Consider the following 22,712-nt stretch of genomic DNA (forward strand, 5'->3'; position numbering starts at 1 on the left):
CCACCATGTCATTCCCGCTCCTTACGGTGACGGCAGCGGTTCCGGCGGTCGGTGCGATCCTCGCCGCCGCCGTCCCCGCCGCCCGCCGCACCGCCGCCAAGTGGCTGGCGCTGTTCGTCTCGCTCGCCACGCTCGTGCTCGCCGCCGTCGTCTTCGTACGGTTCGAGCCCGGCGGCGAGCGGTACCAGCTGACCGAATCCCACTCCTGGATCAAGGACTTCGGTGTCCGCTACGAGCTCGGGGTCGACGGCATCGGGGTCGCGCTCATCGCGCTGACCGCGCTGCTGATCCCGTTCATCATCCTGGCCGGCTGGCACGACGCCGACCCCCTGGAGACCTCCTCCAAGCGGTGGCGGCCCACTCAGGGCTTCTTCGCGCTGATCCTCATGGTCGAGGCGATGGTGATCCTCTCCTTCGAGGCCACCGACGTCTTCCTCTTCTACATCCTGTTCGAAGCCATGCTCATCCCGATGTACTTCCTCATCGGCGGCTTCGGCGACCGGGCCCACACGGGCTCCGACGAGAACGCGGCGGCCCAGCGCTCGTACGCGGCCGTCAAGTTCCTCCTCTACAACCTGGTCGGCGGCCTCATCATGCTGGCCGCCGTCATCGGGCTCTACGTCGTCGCGGGGAACTTCTCGCTCACCGAGATCGCCGAAGCCCGGGCCAACGGCTCGCTGGAGATGGCGACCAGCACGGAACGCTGGCTGTTCCTCGGCTTCTTCTTCGCCTTCGCGGTGAAGGCGCCGCTCTGGCCGCTGCACACCTGGCTGCCGAACGCGATGGGGGAGGCGACCGCCCCGGTCGCCGTCCTCATCACCGCCGTCGTCGACAAGGTCGGCACCTTCGCGATGCTCCGCTTCTGCCTCGGACTCTTCCCCGAGGCGAGCAAGTGGGCCACCCCGGCGATCGTCGTCCTCGCCCTCATCAGCATCGTGTACGGGGCGCTGCTCGCCGTCGGCCAGCGGGACATCAAGCGCCTGGTCGCCTACGCGTCGATCTCGCACTTCGGCTTCATCATCCTGGGCATCTTCGCGATGACCACCCAGGGCCAGTCCGGTGCCACGCTCTACATGGTCAACCACGGCATCTCGACGGCCGCCCTGATGCTCGTCGCCGGCTTCCTGATCTCCCGGCGCGGCTCGCGGCTCATCGCCGACTACGGCGGTGTGCAGAAGGTCGCCCCGGTGCTCGCCGGCACCTTCCTCATCGGCGGTCTCGCGACCCTGTCGCTGCCCGGACTCGCGCCGTTCGTCAGCGAGTTCCTCGTCCTGGTCGGCACGTACGCCCGCTACCCGGTGGCCGGTGTCATCGCCACCACCGGCATCGTCCTCGCCGCGCTCTACACCCTCGTCCTGTACCAGCGGACGATGACCGGGCCGGTGAAGGAGGAGGTGCGGGACCTGCCCGACCTGCGGGTGCGTGAACTCGCGGTGGTCGTCCCGCTGATCGCCGTTCTGATCTTCCTCGGGGTCTTCCCGAAGCCGCTGACGGACGTCGTCAACCCGGCCGTGCAGCACACCATGTCCGACGTCCAGCAGAAGGACCCCAGCCCCGAAGTGGAGGCGGCCAAGTGAGCACATCAGCCGTCGCGTCCTCTGTCCACAGCCTGTGGACGACCGCTGCCGAACCGCTGGACAAGATCCCGGCACCCCACATCGAGTACGTCCAGCTCTCGCCCGTACTCATCGTGCTCGGCGCCGCGATCGTCAGCGTCCTCGTCGAGGCCTTCGTGCCCCGCAAGGCCCGCTACTACAGCCAGGTCTTCCTCAGCGTCGTGGCGCTCGTCGCCGCCTTCGCCGCCATCGTCGGCCTCGCGGCCGGCGGTTACGGCTCCACCAAGGCCCACATCGCGGCCATGGGCGCCATCGCCGTCGACGGACCCGCCCTCTTCCTCCAGGGCACCATTCTCCTCGCCTCCGTCGTCGCGATCTTCACCTTCGCCGAGCGCAGGCTCGACCCGGCCGACCACGGCCACAAGGTCGACTCCTTCGCCGCCGAGGCCGCCGCCGTCCCCGGCAGCGACCACGAGAAGGCCGCCGTCAAGGCCGGATTCACCACCACCGAGGTCTTCCCGCTCGCCCTCTTCGCCATCGCCGGCATGCTCGTCTTCCCGGCCGCCAACGACCTCCTGACGCTCTTCGTCGCCCTGGAGGTCTTCTCCCTCCCGCTGTACCTGCTCTGTGCCGTCGCCCGCCGCAAGCGGCTGATGTCGCAGGAGGCGGCCGTCAAGTACTTCCTGCTCGGCGCCTTCTCCTCGGCCTTCCTGCTCTTCGGGATCGCCCTGCTCTACGGCTACGCGGGCTCCGTCTCGTACGCCACCATCGCCCAGGTCGTCGACGGCTCGATCGCCACCGTCAACCCGGCGCTCGCCGACACCATGGGCAACGACGCACTGCTGCTCATCGGCTTCGCGATGGTCCTCACCGGGCTCCTCTTCAAGGTCGGCGCCGTGCCGTTCCACATGTGGACCCCGGACGTCTACCAGGGCGCCCCGACCCCGGTCACCGGCTTCATGGCGGCCGCGACCAAGGTCGCCGCGTTCGGTGCGCTGCTCCGCCTGCTGTACGTGGTGCTGCCGGGCCTCACCTGGGACTGGCGGCCGGTCATGTGGGGCGTCGCCATCGTCACCATGCTGGGCGGTGCGATCGTCGCCATCACCCAGACCGACATCAAGCGGCTCCTCGCGTACTCGTCGATCGCGCACGCGGGCTTCCTGCTCGCCGGTGTCATCGCGGCCACGCCCAGCGGAATCTCGTCCGTCCTCTTCTACCTGGGCGCCTACTCCTTCGTGACCATCGGCGCCTTCGCCGTCGTCACGCTGGTCAGGGACGCGGGCGGCGAGGCCACCCACCTCTCCAAGTGGGCCGGTCTCGGGCGCCGTTCGCCGCTCGTCGCGGCGGTCTTCGCGGTGTTCCTGCTCGCCTTCGCCGGCATCCCGCTGACCTCCGGCTTCTCCGGGAAGTTCGCGGTCTTCAAGGCGGCGGCGGACGGCGGCGCGGGCGCGCTCGTCGTGGTCGGTGTGATCTCCTCGGCGATCGCCGCGTTCTTCTACATCCGGGTCATCGTGCTCATGTTCTTCAGCGAGCCGAAGGCGGACGGCCCCACGGTCGCCGTGCCCTCGGCCCTGACGACGGTCACGATCGCGGCGGGTGTGGCGGTCACGCTGGTGCTCGGCTTCGCGCCGCAGTACTTCCTGGACCTCGCGAACCAGGCGAGCGTGTTCGTCCGGTAGCTCCGGCCGTACGCGTGAGGGGCCCGGCTCGGGGGCGAGCCGGGCCCTTCGTCGTACGCGGGGGTGACCCGGGGGAGGTGTCCGTGCCATCGTGGGAACCGCCCCCAGTGGTCTGTACCAGTCGAGGAGAGGGAGCCGCGCCATGAGCGGCACGACCGCCTTACCCGGGACCCCCTGCACCGCCCCCAGAGCCGGCGACCCGCCCATGCACCGCCTGGAGGTCCGGCTGCCCGACCAGGTTCCGTTCGCCGTGGGGACCTTCGACACCATCGGCCCCATGTCCAGGGCCGCCTTCCCGCACCGGCACACCTTCTACGAGATCGTCCACGTCACCGCCGGGACCGGCACCCATGTCGTGGACCTCGCCCGCTGGGAGCTCCACCCGCCCCACCTGGGCCTCATCCTGCCCGGGCAGCTGCACCACTGGGAGGACGCCCGGGGCCTGGACGGCACCGTCGTCCTCTTCACCGAGGACTTCCTCCTCGACCACCCCGGCGACCGGGACCTCCTGCGCCGCCTCGGCGAACGGCCCTGGCTCACCCTCGACGGACCCACGCACGCGCGTACCGGCCGTCTGATGGGCGAACTCGTCGAGGAGTACGGGCACGGCGCCGACGGCTTCGCGACCGTCCTGCGCTCCCTGCTGCACGTCCTCCTGGTCCGTACGGCGCGACTGCGCGGCCCGGGCACCCACGCGCCCCCACCGGGCAGACCCGCGGCCGTCGCCGAGGAGTTCGTCGGCCTGCTCGCCCGTACCGGAACGGAAGGGGTGACCGTACGGGAGTGCGCCGAGCTGATCGGCGTCACCCCGGGCTACCTCGCCGAAGCCGTCAGGGCCGCCACGGGCCGCACCCCCGGGGCGCTGCTCCGCGAGGCGCGCTCCAGGGAGGCCCAACGCCTGCTCGTCGGAAGCGGTCTTTCGATACGTCAGGTGGCGGCCCGGGTCGGATTCGACGACCCCGCGTACTTCTGCCGCTTCTTCCGTCGCGAGACGGGACTCAGTCCCGGGGACTTCCGACGGTCCCACGAACGGACGCGCGACGAGCGGCAGGAGCACGAGCGGCAGGAGCACGAGCGGAGGCGCGGCGGTCGGAAACACCACGACCGCCGTGATCCGTCCATCGAAGGCGGCGCCCGGCCCGCCTAGGTTCAGTGCCGACCCCCCTCAGCCCCCACGCGAGGAGCAGGCAGGCATGGACAACGAGACCAGTACCGGGCACGTCACCCGTAAGGCGGTGCTGCGGGCCGCGCTCGCGGCCGGCATCGCGGCACCCGCGGTCCTCATGGGCGTACCGGCGCTCGCCCGTACGCTCACGGCGGGCGAGGTGGCGCCCCCGCTCACGCCGGAGTGCGACGACGGCGACGACCCCACCCCGCCGCAGACCGAGGGCCCGTACTTCAAGCCCAACTCGCCTTTACGGAACAGCCTGTTGGAGGCGGGTACGACCGGCGTCCGGCTGACGGTGAGCGGCTACGTCTTCGGGCTGGCCTGCCGGCCGATAGCCGGCGCCCTGCTCGACTTCTGGCAGGCCGACACCAACGGCGCCTACGACAACACCGGCTTCCGGTTCCGCGGGCACCAGTTCACCGACGCCCAGGGCGCCTTCAGGCTGACCACGATCGTGCCCGGCCTCTATCCCGGCCGCACCCGCCACCTCCACGTCAAGGTGCAGGCGCCCGGGCGCCCGGTGCTCACTTCGCAGCTGTACTTCCCGGGCGAGCCCCGCAACAACACCGACAGCATCTTCGACGCCCGGCTCCTGATGAGCGTGCGGGACGCGGGCGCGGCCAAGGAGGCGGCCTTCGACTTCGTCCTGAACGTGCCGCAGAACCCCGGCCCGAGTCCGACCGCCACCGCGACCACCCGCCCGCCCGGCGGGAGTTGGGCCGCCGGGACCGCCTACCGGGCGGGGGACCGGGTCACGTACGGCGGCCCGGCCTATGTGTGCCTGCAGGCACACACGGGCCAGGCCGGCTGGGAGCCGCCGAACGTGCCCGCGCTCTGGCGGGCCGTGTAGCGGGCCGGTCAGGCCGAGGGGACGATCCGGCCCCGGACCTCGCCCAGGCCCACCCGCGTGCCGTCCGGGCCCGGCGCCCAGGCCGTCATGACGACCTCGTCGCCGTCCTCCAGGAACGTCCGCTTGCCACCGGCGAGTTCGATCGCGTCCCGGCCGTTCCAGGTGAGCTCGAGCAGCGAACCGCGCTGGTTCACCTCGGGCCCGGACACCGTCCCCGAGCCGTACAGGTCACCCGTGCGCAGCGAGGCGCCGTTCACCGTCATGTGGGCGAGCTGCTGCGCGGCCGTCCAGTACATGGTGGAGAACGGCGGCTCGGCCACCGCCTCGCCGTTGATCTCCACCGTGATCCGCACGTCGAAGCCGCCCGGCTCCTCCTCACCCGCGTCGTCCAGGTACGGAAGGAGCGGGAAGTCCCGCGCGGGCGGGGCGGTCCGGGCGGCGTCCAGCGCCTCCAGGGGCGTCACCCACGCCCCCACCGAGGTCTGGAACGACTTGCCCAGGAACGGGCCCAGCGGCACGTACTCCCAGGCCTGCACGTCCCGCGCCGACCAGTCGTTGAGCAGCGTCAGACCGAAGACGTGCTCCCGGAAGTCGGCGAGCGCGACCGGCTTGCCGAGCTCCGACGGGGTGCCGACCAGGAAGCCGACCTCCGCCTCGATGTCCAGCTTGACGGAGGGGCCGAAGACCGGCGCCGGGTCCGTCGGGGCCTTGCGCTGCCCCGAGGGGCGCACGACATCGGTGCCGGAGACCACGACCGTGCCCGCGCGACCGTGGTAACCGATCGGCAGGTGCTTCCAGTTGGGGGTGAGCGCGTCGCCGTCGGGGCGGAAGATCCTGCCCACGTTCGTCGCGTGGTGCTCGCTCGCGTAGAAGTCGACGTAGTCCGCGACCTCGTACGGCAGGTGCAGGGTCACCTCGCCGAGCGGGTGCAGCAGCGGCTCGATGTCCGCGCGGTGCGCGGGCACCGTGAGCCAGGCGGTGAGCGCCCGGCGGACGTCACGCCAGGCGGTCCGCCCGGCTGCCAGGAGCGGGTTGAGGCTCGGCCGGTCGAGGAGCGCCGCGTACGGGGAGCCGAGCGCGTGCGCCGCGGCACCCGCGTCCAGCACGTGCCCGCCGATCCGGACGCCGAGCCGGCGCCGGTCGGGCTCGTCGGCGGTGGAGAAGACGCCGTACGGGAGGTTGTGCGGGCCGAAGGGATCGCCCTCGGCCAGGTCGAGCGGGCTGTGCTCGGACATCGGTGCGTGCCTCGCTTTCCACGTGTGTGGGGGACACGTTACGGGGCGCGCCGTCAGGCGTGGATGACATGGATCACACAGAAAGTGCGGCCTCCGTGGGCAACTGTCGGGCTTTGCGCCCTTTGCGTGGACGGAGGGTGCACCACCCCACTCCGAGCTGCGAAGACGGGTCTCCCGGACGGCCGTTCCCGGCCATACGATCACCGTGGTATCGCGCCGCGTGAGGTTGCCGCAGGCGCGCGCCCCGCATGTCTCTCATCCCTCCCTGACCAGGAAAAAGGGTCCCGTACTGTGAAGATTCGTCGCATCCTCGCGACCGCCGTGGCCGCCGCTGTGACCACCCCGGTCGTGTTCCTCTCGGCCGCGCCCGCCTTCGCCGACACGAAGCCGGCGCCCGCGTCGACGCAGAAGCCCGCGCCGGGTGACGAAGACCCCGACAAGGACATGCCGACGCTCGACGAGCTGAAGGCGGCCGTCGCGCTGGCGCAGAAGGAGTACGACGAGGCCGTCGTCGACCTCGACAAGGCCATGACGGCCCTGAAGGCCTACGACAAGCCCGACCACCCGCTCCAGCTCGCCGCCACCGACGCCCAGAAGACCGCCGACGCGGCTGCCGCGGCCAAGACCGCCGCCGACGAGGAGCTCAGGAAGGCCCAGAAGGCCCTGGCAGAGCTTCCCGTCGACGCCACCGAGGAGCAGAAGACGGCCGCCGCCGCAGCCGTCACCGCCGCGCAGACCGCCGCCACCGAGGCCGCCACGGCCAAGACCGCCGCCGACGAGAAGCTGAAGAAGGCCTCGACGGACCTCGCGGACGCTGAGGTTGCCGCCTCCACGGTCATCGGCCTCGCCCAGAAGGTGAAGAAGGCCGCCGCCGAGAAGCTCGCCGAGGCCGAGGAGGAGCTGGAGTTCTTCGAGGAGATCGGCGGCGACTGCGAGGAGGACGACTCCATCAAGGTCGAGCTGACCGGCCCGAAGACGGTCACCGCCGGTAAGAGCGCCTACTTCTCGCTGCGCGTGAGCAACACCTCCGACCGGACCCTGGAGAACGTCGAGGCCAACGTCGACGCCGTGCGTCTCCCCGAGCCCGGCGAGCTCATCGACGACGAGACGGACTTCTCCAAGCGGATCATCCCCGTCGAGTGGTCCTCCGCCGACAACCTGGAGTGGACCTCGTTCACCGAGGAGTTCGACTCCATCGAGGTCGGCAGGCTCGTCAAGGGCGGCCACTACGACGTGAAGCTCCGCCTCACGGTCGCCGCCGACGCCCCCGCGGGCAGGGGCGTCGCCTTCAGCGTCGGCGAGTACGACGACAACGACGGCGACTGCGGCATCGGCGAGCAGTTCGCGCAGGTCGACTTCGGCATCCTCGCGGCCAAGACCGACAAGCCGAAGCCGGAGCCCGAGCCGACCCCGTCGGAGACCACCGCGACGCCCACCCCGGCGCCCACCACCGGTGGCAACAGCAACACCACCCAGCAGGGCGGCTCCTCGAACACCCCGGTGAAGGGCAGCCTCGCCGCCACCGGAGCGAACGAGAACCTCACCCAGCTCGGTCTCGCGGCCGCGGCGACCGTCGCCCTCGGTGCCGGCGCACTGGTGATCGCCCGCCGCCGCAAGGCCGGCACGAACGCGTAACCGGGCCCCGCTCCTCCGGTCCCCCGTACGGCGTGCTCTCAGCCCGCCGTACGGGGGATCGTCTTCTCCCACGTCCGGTGGAAGACGACCTCCCCGCCCTCCTTGCACACCACCTCGTTCGTCGTGAAGAACGCGTCCTCGTCGCAGGTGATCTCCGAGCGGGTGTCGACCGTGACGTCCCAGGCGAGCTCCGGGCGGTGGAGCCGGATCGTCCACTCCGAGTTCGTACGGGCGGACAGCGGGCCGCTCTCGTCGATCGTGTAGGTCTCCACCGCGTCCTCGGTGAATTCGAGGCCGTCCGGGTACACGCGCGTGCCGCCGTACTTCGGGTCGACCTCCAGGGTCCATTCGCCCTTCGCCACGTCCCTGACCACCACCCGCTCCGGGCGCGGTTCCTCCAGGGTGCGCGGGAAGGCCACGCCGAGCGGTTCCGACTGCTCCGGCTCCTCCCATTCGACGGCGTCCTGGGTGGGGCGGCGGACCGGCAGGGTCAGGGAGGAGCCCGCCGGGTCCAGGGTGAAGCCCGCCGCGTCCGGCTGCGGCCAGATCCACGGCCAGTACGCGGACGAGACCGCGAGGCGCACCCGGTGGCCGGGCGCGAAGGCGTGGCCGATGCCGTTCAGCTCGAAGACGAAGCTCTCCGTCTCGCCGATCTGCGCCTCCACGGCCCGGTCGCGGCCGTAGCGGGCGGAGAAGTTCAGCACGCCCCGGGTGACCAGGGTGGAGGAGCCGTCGGGGGCGATGTCGCAGAGCCGGGCGACGACCTGCCCGGTCGGGGCGGCCGTGCGCAGGGCGAGGCTCACCGACGGGCGGCCGAGGATCTCCACGGGGCCGCCGTCCTCCGGGACGGGGAAGTCGAAGCACGCCGAGTGGGCGTCCTCGTCGCGCTGGTCGGGCGGCAGGTCGGCGTCGTTGCCGAAGGGGAAGAAGCGGCCCGCGTCGAGCCCGGTCTGCTGCGGCGAGTCGACCACGACCGGAACGCCCTGGAAGGCGTACGTCAGGGGGGTGACGTTCGGGGAGGGCCAGGCGGGGTCGGTGACCCAGCGCCCCGGCAGCTCGTCGTACACCGTCGCCGGCAGGTGCGAGTCGCTGATCCAGGAGCGGAGCAGCGGCTCGGCCATCACGTCGTTGTCGGCGCCCTTGAGGTGGTGGTCCCACCAGCGCAGGGTCTCCTGGAGGAAGCCGATGGCCGGGCCGGGCGGCAGACCGCGGTCCGGGTACTGGTGCGACCAGGGGCCGATGATGCCGCGCACCCGGTCCTGGGGGAGGTGCTGGGCGAGCCGCAGGACGGTGTCGCGGTACGGGTCGTGCCAGCCGCCGACGGCGAGGACGGCGGCCCGGATCGCGCCGTAGTCCTCGCAGACGCTGCCGTGCCGCCAGTACGCGTCGCGGGTCTGGTGGGAGAGCCAGGTGTGCAGGAACGGTTCCACGGCCTCCAGGCGCTTCAGCCACATCTCCCGCCACTCCTCGCCCACGTACTGCGGGTCGGGCGGGCGGCAGACGAAGGCGAGCATGGTGGCGGCCCAGGCGTGCATGTCGACGGCGAGGACCGAGCCGCCCATGTAGTGGACGTCGTTGTCGTAGCGGTCGTCGGTGGAGCAGACGGTGACGATCGCCTTGAGCGGCTCGGGGGCGAGCGCGGCGACCTGGAGCGAGTTGAAGCCGCCCCAGGAGATGCCGAACATGCCGACCTTGCCGGTGCACCACGGCTGCTCGGCGAGCCAGTTCACGACGGCCACGCCGTCGGCGAGCTCGACCGGGTCGTACTCGTCGCCGGGCAGGCCCTCGCTGTTGCCGTGGCCGCGGACGTCGACCCGTACGGAGGCGTAGCCGTGGCCCGCGTACCAGGGGTGGCGCTGCCAGTCCCGGGGCGCCGTCCAGTCGGTGAGCCGGTACGGCAGGTACTCCAGGAGCGCCGGCACGGGCTCGTCGGTGAGGGGCCGCCACACGCGCGCGTACAGCCGGGTTCCGTCCGGCAGCGGGATGCGGAGGTCCTCGTGGCGGGTCTCGTACGGGAAGTCGGTACGGATCTTCGTCATCACGTCACCTCAATGGACGGGTGGGCGGTCCTCAGCGGACGGGGTGCATGGTGCGGCGCAGCCAGGGCGCCAGGGCGATCACGACGAGGCCGACGACCACGGCCACGGCGCCGTTCACCCCGAAGTAGACGGGCTTGGAGACGTCGTCGTAGAGCTTCACGGTCTGTGCCTGGATGCCGTTGGCGAGCGCGAGCGAGAGGAACCAGAGCGACATGGTCTGGCTGGAGAAGGCCTTCGGGGCGAGCTTGCTGGTGGCGGACATCCCGGAGGTCTCCAGGAGCACGTCACCGAGGCCGAGCAGCAGGTACGAGCCGACGATCCACCAGGCGGCCATCTGGTAGGTGTCGTCGGCGTGCCCCGAGGTCGGCAGGACCATCAGGAGGAACGACAGACCGCCGAGGATCACGCCGAAGGCGATCTTGTTGGAGGCGTGCGGCTGCCTGTGCCCCATCCGGGCCCAGACGGCGGCCACGACGGGCGCCAGGGCCACCTCGAAGGCGCCGAGGGCGGAGGCGTACCAGCTCGCCGGGAAGTCGAAGCCGAGGATGGTCGTACGGGCGTTGGTGGACGCCAGCAGGATCATCGTCGAGTACGCCTGGAAGAGGATGAAGTTGAAGACGACCGAGGCCAGGAACAGCACGACGTACGGCTTGAGGCGGCCGCGCTCCTCCGCGGTGACGCGGGGGCTCGTGAACATCACCCAGAAGTAGACGACCGGCGCGATCACCGAGATCACGGTCAGCACGTCCACGAAGCGGTCCATGGTCAGCCAGCCCGCGAGCGCGAGGGCGGTGGCGACGGCGGCCACGACGACCGCGCCGGCGATCATCAGCCGGACCGCCCGCCGCATGGCGTCGGGGGCCAGCGCGAACTCGGCGGAGTGCTTGCGTCCGGCCAGGTGACGGCGGCCCGCCACGTACTGGACGAGGCCGAGCGTCATGCCGAGCGCGGCGGCCGAGAAGCCCCAGTGGTAGCCCTTGTGGTCGGCGAGCCAGCCGGTGATCAGCGGGCCGGCGAACGCGCCGATGTTGATCGCCATGTAGTAGAGCGCGAAACCGGCGTCCCGGCGGTCGTCGTCCGTCCGGTACAGCTTGCCGACCATGGTCGCCACGTTCGGCTTGAGCAGTCCCGTGCCCGCGCTGATCAGGCCGAGGCCCACCCAGGTCATGGCGGCCGTCGGCACGGCCATCGCGTAGTGGCCGCACGCGATCAGGATGCCGCCCCAGAGGACCGCCCGGTACGAGCCGAGGATGCGGTCCGCGAGCCAGCCGCCGGCCACCGAGACCAGGTAGACGAGCGTGCCGTACGCCGCCGAGACCGAGGCCGCGGTGCCCGACGCCATGCCGAGACCGCCGTCGGAGACGGCCGCGGCGAAGTAGAGGACGAGGATCGCCTGCATGCCGAGGAACGAGAACCGCTCCCAGACCTCCAGGCCCGAGAGGGTCAGCAGACCCCTGGGGTGCCCGAGGAAGGCGTGGTCGTCCTCGGGGGGAGGCTGCTCGCCGTTCGTATCGGTGTCGATCGTTGTTCGGGACAAAGGGCATACTCCTGGTCGTATGAGCTGATCCCGAACATACCGGGGGTGACGGGAAGGCGCCCACGGTGATCGAAAGGTGACCGGATACGCTGGCTTGAGTGAATCGAGCGACACATCGACAATCCATGTGATCGTCAGCGTGATCGCCCGCAATCCGTGTGAACGATTCGTGGGAACATCAGCAGGCGTCAGCAGACAGGAGACCCCCTCGTGACCGTCGTCGGGCCGTTCGGTCTTAGCGTGCGGGACCAGGCTCTTGAGGCCGATGTCCAGACCGGGTTGGCGGCAGTGGAGGCGGGCCTCCTCGACGCCACCAAGAGCGATGTCCCCTTCATCACGGAGGCCGCGCAGCACCTCGTCCTGGCCGGCGGCAAGCGGTTCCGCCCCCTGCTCGTGATGCTCGCCGCCCAGTTCGGCGACCCCTACGCGCCCGGCGTCGTGCCCTCCGCCGTCGTCGTCGAACTCACCCACCTGGCCACGCTGTACCACGACGACGTCATGGACGAGGCCGACGTCCGGCGCGGCGTCGACAGCGCCAACACCCGCTGGGGCAACTCGATCGCCGTCCTCACGGGTGACTTCCTCTTCGCCCGCGCCTCGCACACGCTCGCGGACCTCGGTCCCGAGGCCGTACGCATCCAGTCCGAGGCGTTCGAACGGCTCGTCACCGGCCAGATCCTGGAGACCGCCGGTCCGCAGGAGGACCGCGACCCGGTCGACCACTACCTCGACGTCCTCGGCGGCAAGACCGGCTCCCTCGTGGCCGTCTCCTGCCGCTTCGGCGCCATGATGTCCGGCGCCGACGAGAGCGTCGTCGACATCCTCACCCAGTACGGCGAACGGCTCGGCGTCGCCTTCCAGCTCGCCGACGACGTCCTCGACATCGCCTCCGACTCCCACGAGTCCGGCAAGACCCCCGGCACCGACCTCCGCGAGGGCATCCCGACCCTGCCCGTCCTGCACCTGCGGGCCGCGGCCGCCACACACGGGCGCCCCGAGGACCTGGAGCTCGTCGAGCTCGTCGACGGCGACCTGACCGACGACGCCCGGCACGCCGAGGTCCTGCGCCGGCTGCGCGCCCACCCGGCCCTGGAACAGGCCCGCCGGGACACCGTGCGGTACGCCGAGGAGGCGCGCGCGATGCTCGCGCCGCTGCCGGACGGGTACGCGAAGGCGGCCCTCGCGGAGATGTGCGACGCGGTGGTGCACCGGGCGGGCTGACGGCCGCCGGAAGCGGCGTACGGGCGCGCTGACGGCCTCCGGAAGCGGCGTACGTGCGGGCCCGACGCGGTCCGCCGCACGGCGGCCCGTCTCAGGGTCGGGTCATCCCGAAGCAGTACGTGAGGTTGATCCCCGGGACTGACGCTTCCGCCCCTCCCTTGCGGTGAGATGGAGACATCGACCACGAGGGCCCGCAAGGGCACGGAGGCAGGGGAGACCATGGCAGAGTCCCGTAAGGCGAGCCGGTACATCGTCCCGGTCGCGGTGGCAGGAGTTGCCGCGGCGACCATCGGCCTTGTCCCGGCGCTGGCGGCGTCCGGCGACCCCGATCTGCCGGAGATCACCGCCCAGCAGCTCATCGAGAAGATCGCCGCCTCCGACACCCAGACCCTGTCCGGCACGTTCCGGATCTCCACCGACCTGGGGCTGCCCCTGGAGGGCCTGACGTCCGGCCTCGGCGGCCTCGCCGGCGGCATGGGCGGCGGCGGCAGCGCGTCGGCCGACCCCTCGGAGCGGCTGACCCAGCTCATCTCCGGCAGCCACACCCTGCGGGTGGCGGCGGACGGCCCCGAGCGCCAGAAGCTGACCCTGCTCGACGGCTCCGACGAGTACAGCCTGATCCACAACGGCAACGACGTCTGGGCGTACGACAGCAAGTCCAAGGAGGTCTTCCACGAGAAGGCCCCGGCGGGCGCGGACGCCCCGGGCGCCCACGACGGCCCGAAGGGCCAGGAGCTCCCGGGCACGCCCAAGCAGCTCGCGGACGAGGTCCTGAAGGCGGCGGGCGACACCACGTCGATCACCGTCGACGGTACGGCGAAGGTGGCCGGCCGGGACGCGTACCAGCTGGTGATCAAGCCGAAGCAGTCCGGTTCGACGGTCGAGTCCGTGAAGATCGCGGTGGACGCGGCGAACGGCACCCCGCTGAAGTTCACCCTCGCCTCGGTCGAGGGCGGCAAGCCCGTCGTCGACGCGGGCTTCACGAAGATCGACTTCTCGAAGCCGGCGGCCTCCGACTTCACCTTCAAGGCGCCGGAGGGCGCGAAGGTGACCGAGGGCGGGGCGGAGAAGGCGGCCGGTGAGAAGAGCGACCCGTTCGGCGGACAGCTGCCGAAGGGCCTTGAGGACGCGTTCGGCGGCTTCGGTCCCGGCGCCGCCTCCGACAAGGGCGGCGTGAACGTCATCGGCGAGGGCTGGACGACGATCGCGAAGATCGACACCGGGGCGCCGGCGCCCAAGACGGACGAGGCACCGAAGGAGTTCCAGGGACTCCTGGACTCCTTCGGCGACAAGGTCACCGGCGCGTTCGGCTCGGGCACCCTCTTCAAGACGAAGATCGTGAACGCGCTCCTCACCGACGACGGCAGGGTCTACGTCGGCGCGGTGACGAAGGACGCGCTGGTGGACGCGGCGAACGCCGGCAAGTAGAGCCGTACCGCGGAGAGTTGGGACCCCGGGCGGGTCGGGGGCGATGTTCACCGACCCGCCCGGGCGTTCTTGTGCCGCCGTTCCTGCGGCCTTACGGGAACGTCAGCTTGAAGCCGCTGATGTAGCCGGTGTCGACCGAGGCCTTGTCCTGGACGCGGAGCTTCCAGGCACCGTTGGCGACCTCGGAGGAGGCGTTCACGGTGAAGGTCTGGACGATGTTGTCGGCGCTGCCGCCGGACCGGTTGGACAGGCTGTAGACCGAGCCGTCCGGGGCGACGAGGTCGACGACGAGGTCACCGCGGTAGGTGTGGACGACGTCCACGCCGACGGCGAGGTTGCTCGGGGCGTTGCCCGTGACACCCGTGACGTTGACCGTGGAGGTCACCGCGGCGCCGTTGTCCGGGATGGACACGTCGGCCGTGTTCTCGAAGACCGTGCCGGGCGGCGTGGTCGTGCCGGCGGACAGCGTCCAGATCGCGTGCGCGATCGCGTCGCTGTTGCGGTCGAGGGCGGTGTCGTTGATGTTCGACGTCGTGTCGCAGGACGAGTGGTAGCAGCGGTCGAAGGCCGTGGCCGTACCGCCCCACTTCTGCACCTGGGCACTGGACTTGACCCGGCTGGCGCCCGTGAAGAGGCCGCCGACGGGGACGCCGACGTTCTTGAAGGAGGCGTGGTCGGAGCGGCCGTCGCCCTCCGTCTCGATCTCCGTCGGAACGCCGAGACCGGCGAAGTAGTTCTTGAAGGTGGTCTCGATCGTCGGGTCGTCGTCGTAGACGAAGTAGCCCGGGTTCGGCGAGCCGATCATGTCGAAGTTGAGGTAGCCGGAGAGCTTGGCGCGCTCGGCGGTGGGCAGCTGGGCCACGTAGTACTTCGAGCCGACCAGGCCGAGCTCCTCTGCGCCCCACCAGCCGAATCGCAGGTGCTTGGTGGGCTGGTAGCCGGAGCGGGCGACGGCGAGGGCGGTCTCGAGGACCGCCGCGGAGCCGGAGCCGTTGTCGTTGATGCCGGGACCCGAGGTCACGGAGTCCAGGTGCGAACCGGCCATCAGGACCTGGTTCGGGTCGCCGCCGGGCCAGTCGGCTATCAGGTTGTAGCCGGTGGATCCGCCGGAGGTGAACTGCTGGACGGTGGTGGTGTATCCGGCGGCGTCCAGCTTGGCCTTCACGAAGTCGATCGACGCCTTGTAGCCGGTACGGCCGTGGGCGCGGTTGCCACCGTTGGCGGTGGCTATCGACTGGAGGTCCGTCAAGTGCTGCTTGACGTTGGCCAGCGGGATGTCGGGCGCGGCTGCGGCCGCGGCCGGGTTGGCCGAGGCGGTGGTGCCGGTGAGCCCGGCGAGGGCGAGCGCCGCGAGAGCGGCGACCGCGGTGGCCTTGGTGACACGTCTGGGCACGGAGATGTTCATCTGTGGGGGCTCCGGATTCCGAACGGGGATGGGACGGAACGTGCGAGACGCCTCGGGCTTGAGTGCCACGAGGCGTTGGAGCTGTGCGAGTGCGTGTGCTGTGTTCAGTTGTCTGGGTGTTCAGATGTTCTGTTGTGCGTGCTGAATGTTCAGTGAGATTTTGACTCCGCGTCAAGAGCGGAAACCGGTCAGGCACGTTCGCTCACCGAACAAGCACCTCGCCTGCCGCCTCTCGTGTGCCGCGTCGGCGCCCCTCGCCGACTCCAGCCGGGTGCAGGCGGCATGAGTGATGTGGCGAGTGAACCAAAGTCGCCATGCGCATGATCGCGGGGCGGTCTCCGCTGCCCTACGCTGCTGCCCGTGAGTGGAATAGATCTCGGGAACGGAATCGTCGGCGCCATCCTCGGAGTCGTCTTCGCGACCCTCTTCCAGCAGTGGACCCAGGACCTCTGGTTCAAAGTCAGGCGCCGCTCCGCCGGAGTCGTCCGCAGCCTCACCTACCGGCAGGAACAGGGCCGCGCCTGGGGCACGTTCTCCCTCGGCCCGCTCCACACCCCCGCCCTCATCGTCGAGGGCGACGGCGACCGGGCCATCGCTCCCGAGTCGGTCCACGTGCAAGTGCTCGACGGAGACGTCGAGTTGCCCGAGGAGATGGCGGGCTGGCGCGCCGACATCGAAGCCGAGGAGGCCAGGGCCGCAGCGGCCGGCGAGCGAGGGCCCGTCTGGAACGGGCCCCGGTACGCCGTCGAATCCGTCGAGATCTCCCGCACCGCCCTGGACGAACAGTCCGAGGTCCACCTGCGGCTGAGGCCCACCGACTACTACACCTTCCTCGCCGCCCAGCAGCTCGACCGGCGCCTCGCGGACGGCACCACACCGCGTGGCCGCTACCTCGACCCGGACGCACCGCTCACCTCGCCCGCGTTCCTCCAGTGCAGCTTTGCGGCGAACGTCGCCGTCGTCACCGCCGACCACCTGCTCGTCGTCAGCCGCCGGAGCGAGCGTGTCCGCATGGCCCCCGGCCTCTGGAACTCCTCCGTCAACGAGGGCCTCTCCCGCCACATCGACTCGGCCGGACGCAACGCTCCCGACGTGCATGCCGTCGCCAGGCGGGGCATGCGCGAGGAACTCTCGATCGAACCCCACGAGTACTCGATGGCGCTCCTCGCCTTCGTCCTCGACGTCGGCAAGCGCCACTGGAGCGCGCACTTCTACGCCCGCCTCACCGAGCTCACCGGCGACGAACTCCAGGCCCGGATGAGCAGGGGAGTCGCGGATCGCTGGGAGCACGACACGATCGAGTACGTACCCTTCCGCAGTGCCGACGTGACCCGCCACCTCCTGGCCCCGGAACGCCGCCACCGCTGGGCGCCCCTGGCCCCGTCCCTCTTCCACCTGGCCCTGGTCCACGTCCATGGACGGGCATCGGTGGAGCGGGCGGAGGCGCAGGTGATACGGCGGATGTAGGCGGGGCACTCCGGGCCATGCGGCGCGCGCCCCGTGACCCGTCCGGCGTCCGACCTTCCCGCGGGTGTGATTGGAGCGGCGGCCGCGTGTGGTCCGGCGTAGGGTCGGCTTCCCGGCCGCCGTCTCCCTCGAAGGAGCGCACCTCATGAAGATCGCCGTACTCGGCACCGGCGAAGTCGGCCGCCGACTCGCCACCAAGCTCGCCTCGCTCGGTCACGAGGTCGCCATCGGCTCCCGTACCGCCGACAACGCCGAGGCCGTCAAGTGGGCCGACGAGTACGGCGGCGGGCACGGGACCTTCGCGGACGTCGCCGGGCCCGCCGAGCTCGTCGTCAACGCGACGGGCGGGCTCGTCTCCCTCGCCGTCCTGCAGTCCGTGGGCGCGGACGGGCTGCGCGGCAAGGTCCTCCTCGACGTGTCCAACGGGCTCGACTTCTCCGAGGGCTTCCCGCCCAAGGTCGTCACCCCCGACGGCGTCAGCGTCGCCGAGCAGCTCCAGCACGCCTTCCCGGAGGCCCGGATCGTCAAGTCGCTCAACACCATGACCAACACGGTCATGGTTGAGCCCGGCCGGGTCCCCGGCCACCACAACGTCTTCCTCAGCGGCGACGACGAGGACGCCAAGGCCGTCGTCGCCGGCCTGCTCGGCTCCTTCGGCTGGGCCCCCGACCGGATCCTCGACCTCGGTGACCTGACGAGCGCCCGCGCCACCGAGCAGCTCGTACAGCTGTGGCTGCGGCTCTACGGGATGCTCGGCACCGGCGACTTCAACTTCTCGGTCGTCACGGCGCCGGCACCGGCCGGCTGAGCTCCTGCGGCCCTTGCCCGCGCAGGTGGTCCAGCAGCCCCGCGGGCTCCGGGTACGGCTCCTCGCGCGGGAGCAGGAGCCGGGCCGCCTCCAGGTCACCCGAGCGGACCAGTTCGTGGACCCGGTGCGCGAGCGGGGTCACGTCGCGTACGGACACCGTCCACTCGTCCGCGTACCGGCGGGACGCCTCGCCCGAAAGACCGAGCTGGAGCGAGCGGTACGGGAGTGCCCTGAGGTGCGGATCGCGCTCCGGGTCCCACTGGACGCGCGCCGGCGCCTGCCTCAACTCCCGCTGCCAGGTGGCCTGGTCGGGGTGGAACCCGCGCTTGTAGTGGGAGAGGCAGGCGTTCCGCAGGGCCCATTCGAAGCCCTCGCGGGTGATCTCCACGGCGAGGACGGTCTCCTGGCCCTCCTTCCTCCCCCAGCCGGAGCGGTACATCATCCACAGGAACGACGGCTTGATCCATGTCATCCGGTCCCGCTTCCATGCGGCCGGAAACCGTCCCTCGCGGGCCGCGGGAAGGCCGATCTCGGGCCGGTACGCCTGGTAGACGGTGACCGTACGGTCGGTGTGGAGCGCGCGGATGCGGTACTTCGGCTCGTCGATGGCCGACTTCGTTTCTTCCATGGCCATGAGGATGGGGGAAGTCCGGGGCCGGGGCCACCGGTTATCCGTGCCCTGCTGCGGGCGGGCTCTCAGGAGACCGTGGCCGTCTCCCGCGTGTCGTACTCCTCCCGCGCCGCCGCGATCTCGTTCTGGTGCTGCTCGGTCCAGGTGACGAGCGAGCGGATCGTGGTGTGCAAGGTGGCGCCCAGGGGCGTCAGCTCGTAGTCGACGCGGGGTGGGACGACCGGGTGGACCGTGCGCTTCACGAGGCCGTCGCGCTCCAGCTGGCGCAGGGTCACGGTCAGCATGCGCTGGCTGACGCCGTCGATCGCGCGCTTGAGCTCCGTGAAGCGCAGTACGCGGCGGTCGAGGAGGGCGATGACGAGGAGTGACCACTTGTCGGCGACCCGGTCGAGGATCTGCCGTACCTCGCAGTCCTCCCGGGTGTCCCACTGGAAGGGGTCGGGGTCCCCGCCGTCCCCGTACGTCGCCGTGCAGTGGCTCGCTGACTTCCACGTGGCTGTCTCCATGGCACCAGATGGTTCCGCAGGAGGGGGCCGGTTACAAGAGGGAACCGGCCCCTCGGGTCGATAACCGGCCACCCCGCGGGCCGCTCAAAGGCTCCGGAGGTTCAGGGGCCCTGGACGCCGTGACCGAGGTCGAGCTCGCCGGCTACGTCCTCGGCTCCACCGGCGCGGGAGTGAATGCCGATGTCCGAGCCGGCTCCGTGGTGCCGTCCGCCGTCACGGTCCCGGCCTCCGCGGCCTCGGCCTCCGCCGCGGCCTCGGCCGTCGCCTTCGTCTTCGCCGCCTCCATCGCCGCCCTGCTCCGGCGGGCCGTGCGCAGGGCGTCCCAGGTGAGGATGGTCAGGGCCAGCCAGACGAGGGAGAAGCCCGCCCAGCGCTCCGGCGGCATCTCCTCGTGGAAGTAGAGGACTCCGAGCAGGAACTGGAAGGTCGGCGCCAGGTACTGGAGGAGGCCGAGCGTCGACAGCGGTACGCGGATCGCGGCCGCGCCGAAGCAGACGAGCGGCACCGCCGTGACGATGCCGGTGGCGACGAGCAGGGTCGTGTGGCCCGCGCCGTGGGCGCCGAAGGCGAGCGTGTCCTGGGTGCCGAGCCAGACGAGGTAGCCGAGGGCCGGCAGGAACTGGACGGCGGTCTCGGCGGCGAGCGATTCCAGGCCGCCGATGTTGACCTTCTTCTTCACCAGCCCGTAGACGGCGAAGGAGAAGGCGAGGGTCAGGGAGATCCAGGGCGGCTGCCCGTATCCGATCGCCAGGACGAGGACGGCGGCGAAGCCGATGCCGACCGCGGCCCACTGCGCGGGGCGCAGCCGTTCCTGGAGGACGAGGACGCCGAGGGCGATGGTGACGAGCGGGTTGATGAAGTAGCCGAGCGAGGCCTCGACGACATGGCCCGTGTTGACGGACCAGATGTAGAGGCCCCAGTTCACCGTGATGACGGCGGCGGCGACGGTGATCAGGGCGAGCTTGCGCGGGCTGCGGACGAGCTCGCGTATCCAGCCCCAGCGGCGCACCGCGAGCAGGGCGATGCCGACGAAGGCCAGGGACCACACCATGCGGTGGGCGAGGATCTCGACCGATCCGGCGGGCTTGAGGAGGGGCCAGAAGAGCGGGACCAGACCCCACATGCCGTAGGCGCCGATCCCGTAGAGCAATCCTGCTCGTTCCTCGTTCTCCGTCTTCACCGGACCTCCCGCCCTGTGCCGCGCTGTCCTGTCGAAGGTAGCGCCGCACGGGGCGGATTGTCATGCCCGTACCGCTATACGGTCATGACCGGGGAGCGAGGTGGTCAGGAGCCGTTCAGGGCTTCCTTGATCGTCACGGCGATCGGCGTGGTCGGGCGGCCGATCAGGCGGGCCAGGTCGCCGGTCTGCCGCGCGAGCGCCCCGTGCTCGACGGCCCGGTCGACGTCGACCAGGATCTCGGCGAAGACGGCCGGGACGCCGGCGCCGGTGAGGATCGCGAGGTGCGCCTCGGCGGGCACGTTGCTGTACGTGATCTCCCGGCCGGACTGGGCGGCCACCTCGGCCGCGTACTCGGCGAAGGACCAGGCGGTATCGCCGCTGAGCTCGTACGCCGTGTTCAGGTGCTCCTCGGCGGGGCCGGCCAGGACGGCGGCCGCGGCGGCGGCGTAGTTGGCGCGGGTGGCGGAGGCGACCCGGCCCTCGCCGGCGTTGGCGACGACGGCGCCGTGGGCCAGGACGGGGGCGAGGTTCGCGGTGTAGTTCTCGGTGTACCAGCCGTTGCGGAGGAAGGTGTACGGCACTCCGGAGTCGAGGATCAGCCGCTCGGTGACCTTGTGCTCGGCGGCCAGGTCGAAGTCGGCCTCGTCACCGCCGAGGACGCCGGTGTACGCGAGCTGGGCCACGCCCGCGGCCTTCGCGGCGTCGATCACGGCGGAGTGCTGGGCGACGCGCTGCCCGACCTCGCTGCCCGAGATCAGGAGCACCCGGTCGCCGGCCTCGAACGCGTCGGCCAGGGTCTCCGGCCTGCTGTAGTCCGCGATCCGCAGCTCGACACCGCGCTCGGCGAGGTCGGCGGCCTTCGCCTTGTCGCGGACGACGGCGACGACGGACTCGGCGGGGACGGTGGGGCTGGAGAGGAGGGCGTCGATGACGAGGCGGCCGAGCTGGCCGGTGGCTCCGGTGACGACGAGGCTCATGATGCGTCCTTTTTCCGTGGGGTGCGAGGGGCGATGCACTCACCGTACGACGGGCGCTAACCAAAAGAAAGTACCCACTTTGAAGTAAGGTACTGGCATGAAGGTAAGTGAGGAACCGAAGAGCCTGCTTTCCGACGTCGACGGCACCATGTGCCCGTCCCGCCTGGTCCTGGAGCACGTCACCAGCCGGTGGGGAGTCCTGATCCTGATCGCGCTGCGCGAGCGCTCGTACCGCTTCAGCGAGCTGCGCCGACGAGTCGGCCGCGTCAGCGAGAAGATGCTCACCCAGACGCTCCAGACCCTGGAGCGCGACGGCTTCGTCCACCGCGACGCCAAGCCCGTCATCCCGCCCCGCGTCGACTACAGCCTCACCGAAATCGGCGAGGAGGCCGCCCGGCAGGTCTGGGAACTCGCCCGCTGGACCGAGAGCAGTCTCGACGAGGTGGAGAAGGCGCGTGTGCGTTACGACACCGTGCGAGAAGCGTCCCAATGACGTTGTAGCCCCGCCCGGTTGATCCGCGGAGCCGTACGATCTCCTTCACCGACCGGGGGATCGTGTGAGCGACCGTGGGGGAATCGTGAGAGACGCGTACGGAAGAGTGCTGCGCACCGGTGCCGCACTGGCGGCGGGTTTGGCACTCCTGGCGGCCTGTTCGCCGGGAGACGGCGAAGGCGACGGGAAACCGCCCCGAAGAACACCGGGCACCAGCGCACCGGGGACCCCGACACCGTCCCCGACACCGAGCAGACCGGGCGTCACCCTGGACCCGAGGAAGGCCCCGCGCACCGCGGCCGACGCGAAGCGGCTGGCACTCGCCGTCGTGGCGGGCCCGGACGCCTGGGGGCCCGAGTACGTCGAGCGCAGCCCGTTCCTCAGCGCCCCCGGCTCCTGGCCGGTCCTCGACGAGAACTGCACCTGGGAAGGGGGCGGTCTGCCGGGCTCCGTCCTCTACAGCGTCACCTCCTACAGCGAGATCCCGGCCGCGGGCGGCAAGGGAGCCGTGCGCGTCGCCGCCACCGTCACCATCCACCGCACCGCGTCCGACGCCGACTGGGAGATGGCCGAAACCCTGGAGGAGGCGCTGCGCTGCACCGACCAGCGGCTGCGCGAGGGCGAACGCATCAGCGGCCTCACGTCGGTCAGCCCCCTTTACGACGACCAGTCCACCACGGACGACCTCCTCGTCGAGCGCGGCTCGTACCTCAACGACGCTTTCAAGAAACCGCAGTTCTACACCTGGCTCCAGACCCGCATCGGGCAGGTCAGCTTCGCCACCGTCGTCAAGGGAGCCCCCGGCTACACCGAGGCGAAGACCACCGACGCCCAGGTCCGGGCCAACGTCATCATGCAGGACCGCGTCAAGAAGCAGTGGGGAGCCCAGTCGTGAGC

Annotated in this window: 19 protein-coding genes; 11 read left to right on the plus strand and 8 right to left on the minus strand. The window is 70.9% G+C overall.

Translation table 11 applies throughout. The features are described from left to right. Window positions 1-5 precede the first annotated feature (5 nt). The 4 genes from E0F75_RS16405 to E0F75_RS16420 all read left to right on the plus strand — a co-directional run bounded on the left by E0F75_RS16405 (window position 6) and on the right by E0F75_RS16420 (window position 5,253). Window positions 6-1,577 (plus strand): NADH-quinone oxidoreductase subunit M, encoded by a 1,572-nt coding sequence (locus tag E0F75_RS16405; RefSeq protein ID WP_187623278.1) that lies wholly within the window; start codon window positions 6-8, stop codon window positions 1,575-1,577. Beyond that, complete coding sequence (gene nuoN, locus E0F75_RS16410; protein WP_187623279.1) at window positions 1,574-3,235, plus strand: NADH-quinone oxidoreductase subunit NuoN; 1,662 nt, start codon at window positions 1,574-1,576, stop codon at window positions 3,233-3,235. The genes E0F75_RS16405 and nuoN overlap by 4 nt, the downstream gene beginning before the upstream one ends. A 142-nt stretch (window positions 3,236-3,377) precedes the next feature. Continuing rightward, window positions 3,378-4,382: an AraC family transcriptional regulator gene (locus tag E0F75_RS16415; protein ID WP_187623280.1), complete on the plus strand. Its 1,005-nt coding sequence runs from the start codon at window positions 3,378-3,380 to the stop codon at window positions 4,380-4,382. Between the two features lie 46 nt (window positions 4,383-4,428). Next, on the plus strand, window positions 4,429-5,253 hold the full coding sequence (locus E0F75_RS16420) for a carbohydrate-binding protein (protein WP_187623281.1): 825 nt from the start codon (window positions 4,429-4,431) through the stop codon (window positions 5,251-5,253). Window positions 5,254-5,261: 8 nt separating this feature from the next. Here E0F75_RS16420 and fahA read toward each other — a convergent pair whose 3' ends face one another. Then, window positions 5,262-6,488, minus strand: a complete 1,227-nt coding sequence (fahA, locus tag E0F75_RS16425; protein ID WP_187623282.1) for a fumarylacetoacetase — start codon at window positions 6,486-6,488, stop codon at window positions 5,262-5,264. A gap of 291 nt (window positions 6,489-6,779) precedes the next feature. Here fahA and E0F75_RS16430 point away from each other — a divergent pair, with 291 nt between their 5' ends. Next, complete coding sequence (locus E0F75_RS16430; RefSeq protein WP_187623283.1) at window positions 6,780-8,123, plus strand: peptidase; 1,344 nt, start codon at window positions 6,780-6,782, stop codon at window positions 8,121-8,123. A 38-nt stretch (window positions 8,124-8,161) separates the two neighbouring features. Here E0F75_RS16430 and E0F75_RS16435 read toward each other — a convergent pair whose 3' ends face one another. Next, entirely contained in the window at window positions 8,162-10,162 is a 2,001-nt protein-coding gene (locus E0F75_RS16435) for a CocE/NonD family hydrolase (RefSeq protein WP_187623284.1), read from the minus strand. Between the two features lie 31 nt (window positions 10,163-10,193). Then, window positions 10,194-11,699, minus strand: a complete 1,506-nt coding sequence (locus E0F75_RS16440; RefSeq protein ID WP_187623285.1) for a peptide MFS transporter — start codon at window positions 11,697-11,699, stop codon at window positions 10,194-10,196. 210 nt (window positions 11,700-11,909) lie between these two features. Between E0F75_RS16440 and E0F75_RS16445 the strand changes: the two genes are divergently transcribed. Beyond that, window positions 11,910-12,920: a polyprenyl synthetase family protein gene (locus E0F75_RS16445; RefSeq protein ID WP_187623286.1), complete on the plus strand. Its 1,011-nt coding sequence runs from the start codon at window positions 11,910-11,912 to the stop codon at window positions 12,918-12,920. 219 nt (window positions 12,921-13,139) lie between these two features. Beyond that, window positions 13,140-14,348, plus strand: a complete 1,209-nt coding sequence (locus tag E0F75_RS16450; protein WP_187623287.1) for a sigma-E factor regulatory protein RseB domain-containing protein — start codon at window positions 13,140-13,142, stop codon at window positions 14,346-14,348. Between the two features lie 91 nt (window positions 14,349-14,439). Here E0F75_RS16450 and E0F75_RS16455 read toward each other — a convergent pair whose 3' ends face one another. Beyond that, complete coding sequence (locus E0F75_RS16455) at window positions 14,440-15,753, minus strand: M28 family peptidase (RefSeq protein ID WP_187623288.1); 1,314 nt, start codon at window positions 15,751-15,753, stop codon at window positions 14,440-14,442. 360 nt (window positions 15,754-16,113) lie between these two features. On the opposite strand from E0F75_RS16455, the gene E0F75_RS16460 reads away from it, so the two are divergent. Continuing rightward, window positions 16,114-17,220, plus strand: coding sequence for a hypothetical protein (locus E0F75_RS16460; RefSeq protein ID WP_187623289.1), 1,107 nt, complete (start codon window positions 16,114-16,116; stop codon window positions 17,218-17,220). A gap of 145 nt (window positions 17,221-17,365) precedes the next feature. Continuing rightward, window positions 17,366-18,028: an NADPH-dependent F420 reductase gene (locus E0F75_RS16465; protein ID WP_187623290.1), complete on the plus strand. Its 663-nt coding sequence runs from the start codon at window positions 17,366-17,368 to the stop codon at window positions 18,026-18,028. Here E0F75_RS16465 and E0F75_RS16470 read toward each other — a convergent pair. The 4 genes from E0F75_RS16470 to E0F75_RS16485 form a co-directional block, all read right to left on the minus strand. Continuing rightward, window positions 18,003-18,656 carry a DUF4291 domain-containing protein gene (locus tag E0F75_RS16470; protein ID WP_187623291.1) on the minus strand — a complete coding sequence of 218 codons (654 nt, stop codon included), beginning with the start codon at window positions 18,654-18,656 and terminating at the stop codon, window positions 18,003-18,005. The genes E0F75_RS16465 and E0F75_RS16470 overlap by 26 nt on opposite strands. Before the next feature lie 68 nt (window positions 18,657-18,724). Next, window positions 18,725-19,165 (minus strand): helix-turn-helix domain-containing protein, encoded by a 441-nt coding sequence (locus tag E0F75_RS16475; RefSeq protein ID WP_187623292.1) that lies wholly within the window; start codon window positions 19,163-19,165, stop codon window positions 18,725-18,727. A gap of 142 nt (window positions 19,166-19,307) precedes the next feature. Beyond that, window positions 19,308-20,345 carry an EamA family transporter RarD gene (gene rarD / locus E0F75_RS16480; RefSeq protein ID WP_229312702.1) on the minus strand — a complete coding sequence of 346 codons (1,038 nt, stop codon included), beginning with the start codon at window positions 20,343-20,345 and terminating at the stop codon, window positions 19,308-19,310. 104 nt (window positions 20,346-20,449) lie between these two features. After that, complete coding sequence (locus E0F75_RS16485) at window positions 20,450-21,322, minus strand: SDR family oxidoreductase (RefSeq protein ID WP_187623293.1); 873 nt, start codon at window positions 21,320-21,322, stop codon at window positions 20,450-20,452. A 97-nt stretch (window positions 21,323-21,419) separates the two neighbouring features. Here E0F75_RS16485 and E0F75_RS16490 point away from each other — a divergent pair, with 97 nt between their 5' ends. After that, on the plus strand, window positions 21,420-21,815 hold the full coding sequence (locus E0F75_RS16490; protein WP_187623294.1) for a helix-turn-helix domain-containing protein: 396 nt from the start codon (window positions 21,420-21,422) through the stop codon (window positions 21,813-21,815). 85 nt (window positions 21,816-21,900) lie between these two features. After that, entirely contained in the window at window positions 21,901-22,710 is an 810-nt protein-coding gene (locus E0F75_RS16495) for a hypothetical protein (RefSeq protein WP_229312703.1), read from the plus strand. The last annotated feature ends 2 nt before the right edge of the window (window positions 22,711-22,712 follow it).

This window comes from Streptomyces sp. CB02980, from assembly GCF_014451325.2.
Lineage (GTDB): Bacteria > Actinomycetota > Actinomycetes > Streptomycetales > Streptomycetaceae > Streptomyces.

What these genes read in the sequence shown, in the direction of transcription:
- E0F75_RS16465 (WP_187623290.1), top strand. Translation starts at nt 17,366, where the DNA reads ATGAAGATCGCCGTACTCGGCACCGGCGAAGTCGGCCGCCGACTCGCC.
- E0F75_RS16455 (WP_187623288.1), bottom strand. Translation starts at nt 15,753, where the DNA reads ATGAACATCTCCGTGCCCAGACGTGTCACCAAGGCCACCGCGGTCGCC.
- E0F75_RS16485 (WP_187623293.1), bottom strand. Translation starts at nt 21,322, where the DNA reads ATGAGCCTCGTCGTCACCGGAGCCACCGGCCAGCTCGGCCGCCTCGTC.
- E0F75_RS16435 (WP_187623284.1), bottom strand. Translation starts at nt 10,162, where the DNA reads ATGACGAAGATCCGTACCGACTTCCCGTACGAGACCCGCCACGAGGAC.
- E0F75_RS16470 (WP_187623291.1), bottom strand. Translation starts at nt 18,656, where the DNA reads ATGGAAGAAACGAAGTCGGCCATCGACGAGCCGAAGTACCGCATCCGC.
- fahA (WP_187623282.1), bottom strand. Translation starts at nt 6,488, where the DNA reads ATGTCCGAGCACAGCCCGCTCGACCTGGCCGAGGGCGATCCCTTCGGC.
- E0F75_RS16490 (WP_187623294.1), top strand. Translation starts at nt 21,420, where the DNA reads ATGAAGGTAAGTGAGGAACCGAAGAGCCTGCTTTCCGACGTCGACGGC.
- E0F75_RS16450 (WP_187623287.1), top strand. Translation starts at nt 13,140, where the DNA reads ATGGCAGAGTCCCGTAAGGCGAGCCGGTACATCGTCCCGGTCGCGGTG.
- E0F75_RS16420 (WP_187623281.1), top strand. Translation starts at nt 4,429, where the DNA reads ATGGACAACGAGACCAGTACCGGGCACGTCACCCGTAAGGCGGTGCTG.
- E0F75_RS16475 (WP_187623292.1), bottom strand. Translation starts at nt 19,165, where the DNA reads ATGGAGACAGCCACGTGGAAGTCAGCGAGCCACTGCACGGCGACGTAC.
- E0F75_RS16405 (WP_187623278.1), top strand. Translation starts at nt 6, where the DNA reads ATGTCATTCCCGCTCCTTACGGTGACGGCAGCGGTTCCGGCGGTCGGT.
- E0F75_RS16415 (WP_187623280.1), top strand. Translation starts at nt 3,378, where the DNA reads ATGAGCGGCACGACCGCCTTACCCGGGACCCCCTGCACCGCCCCCAGA.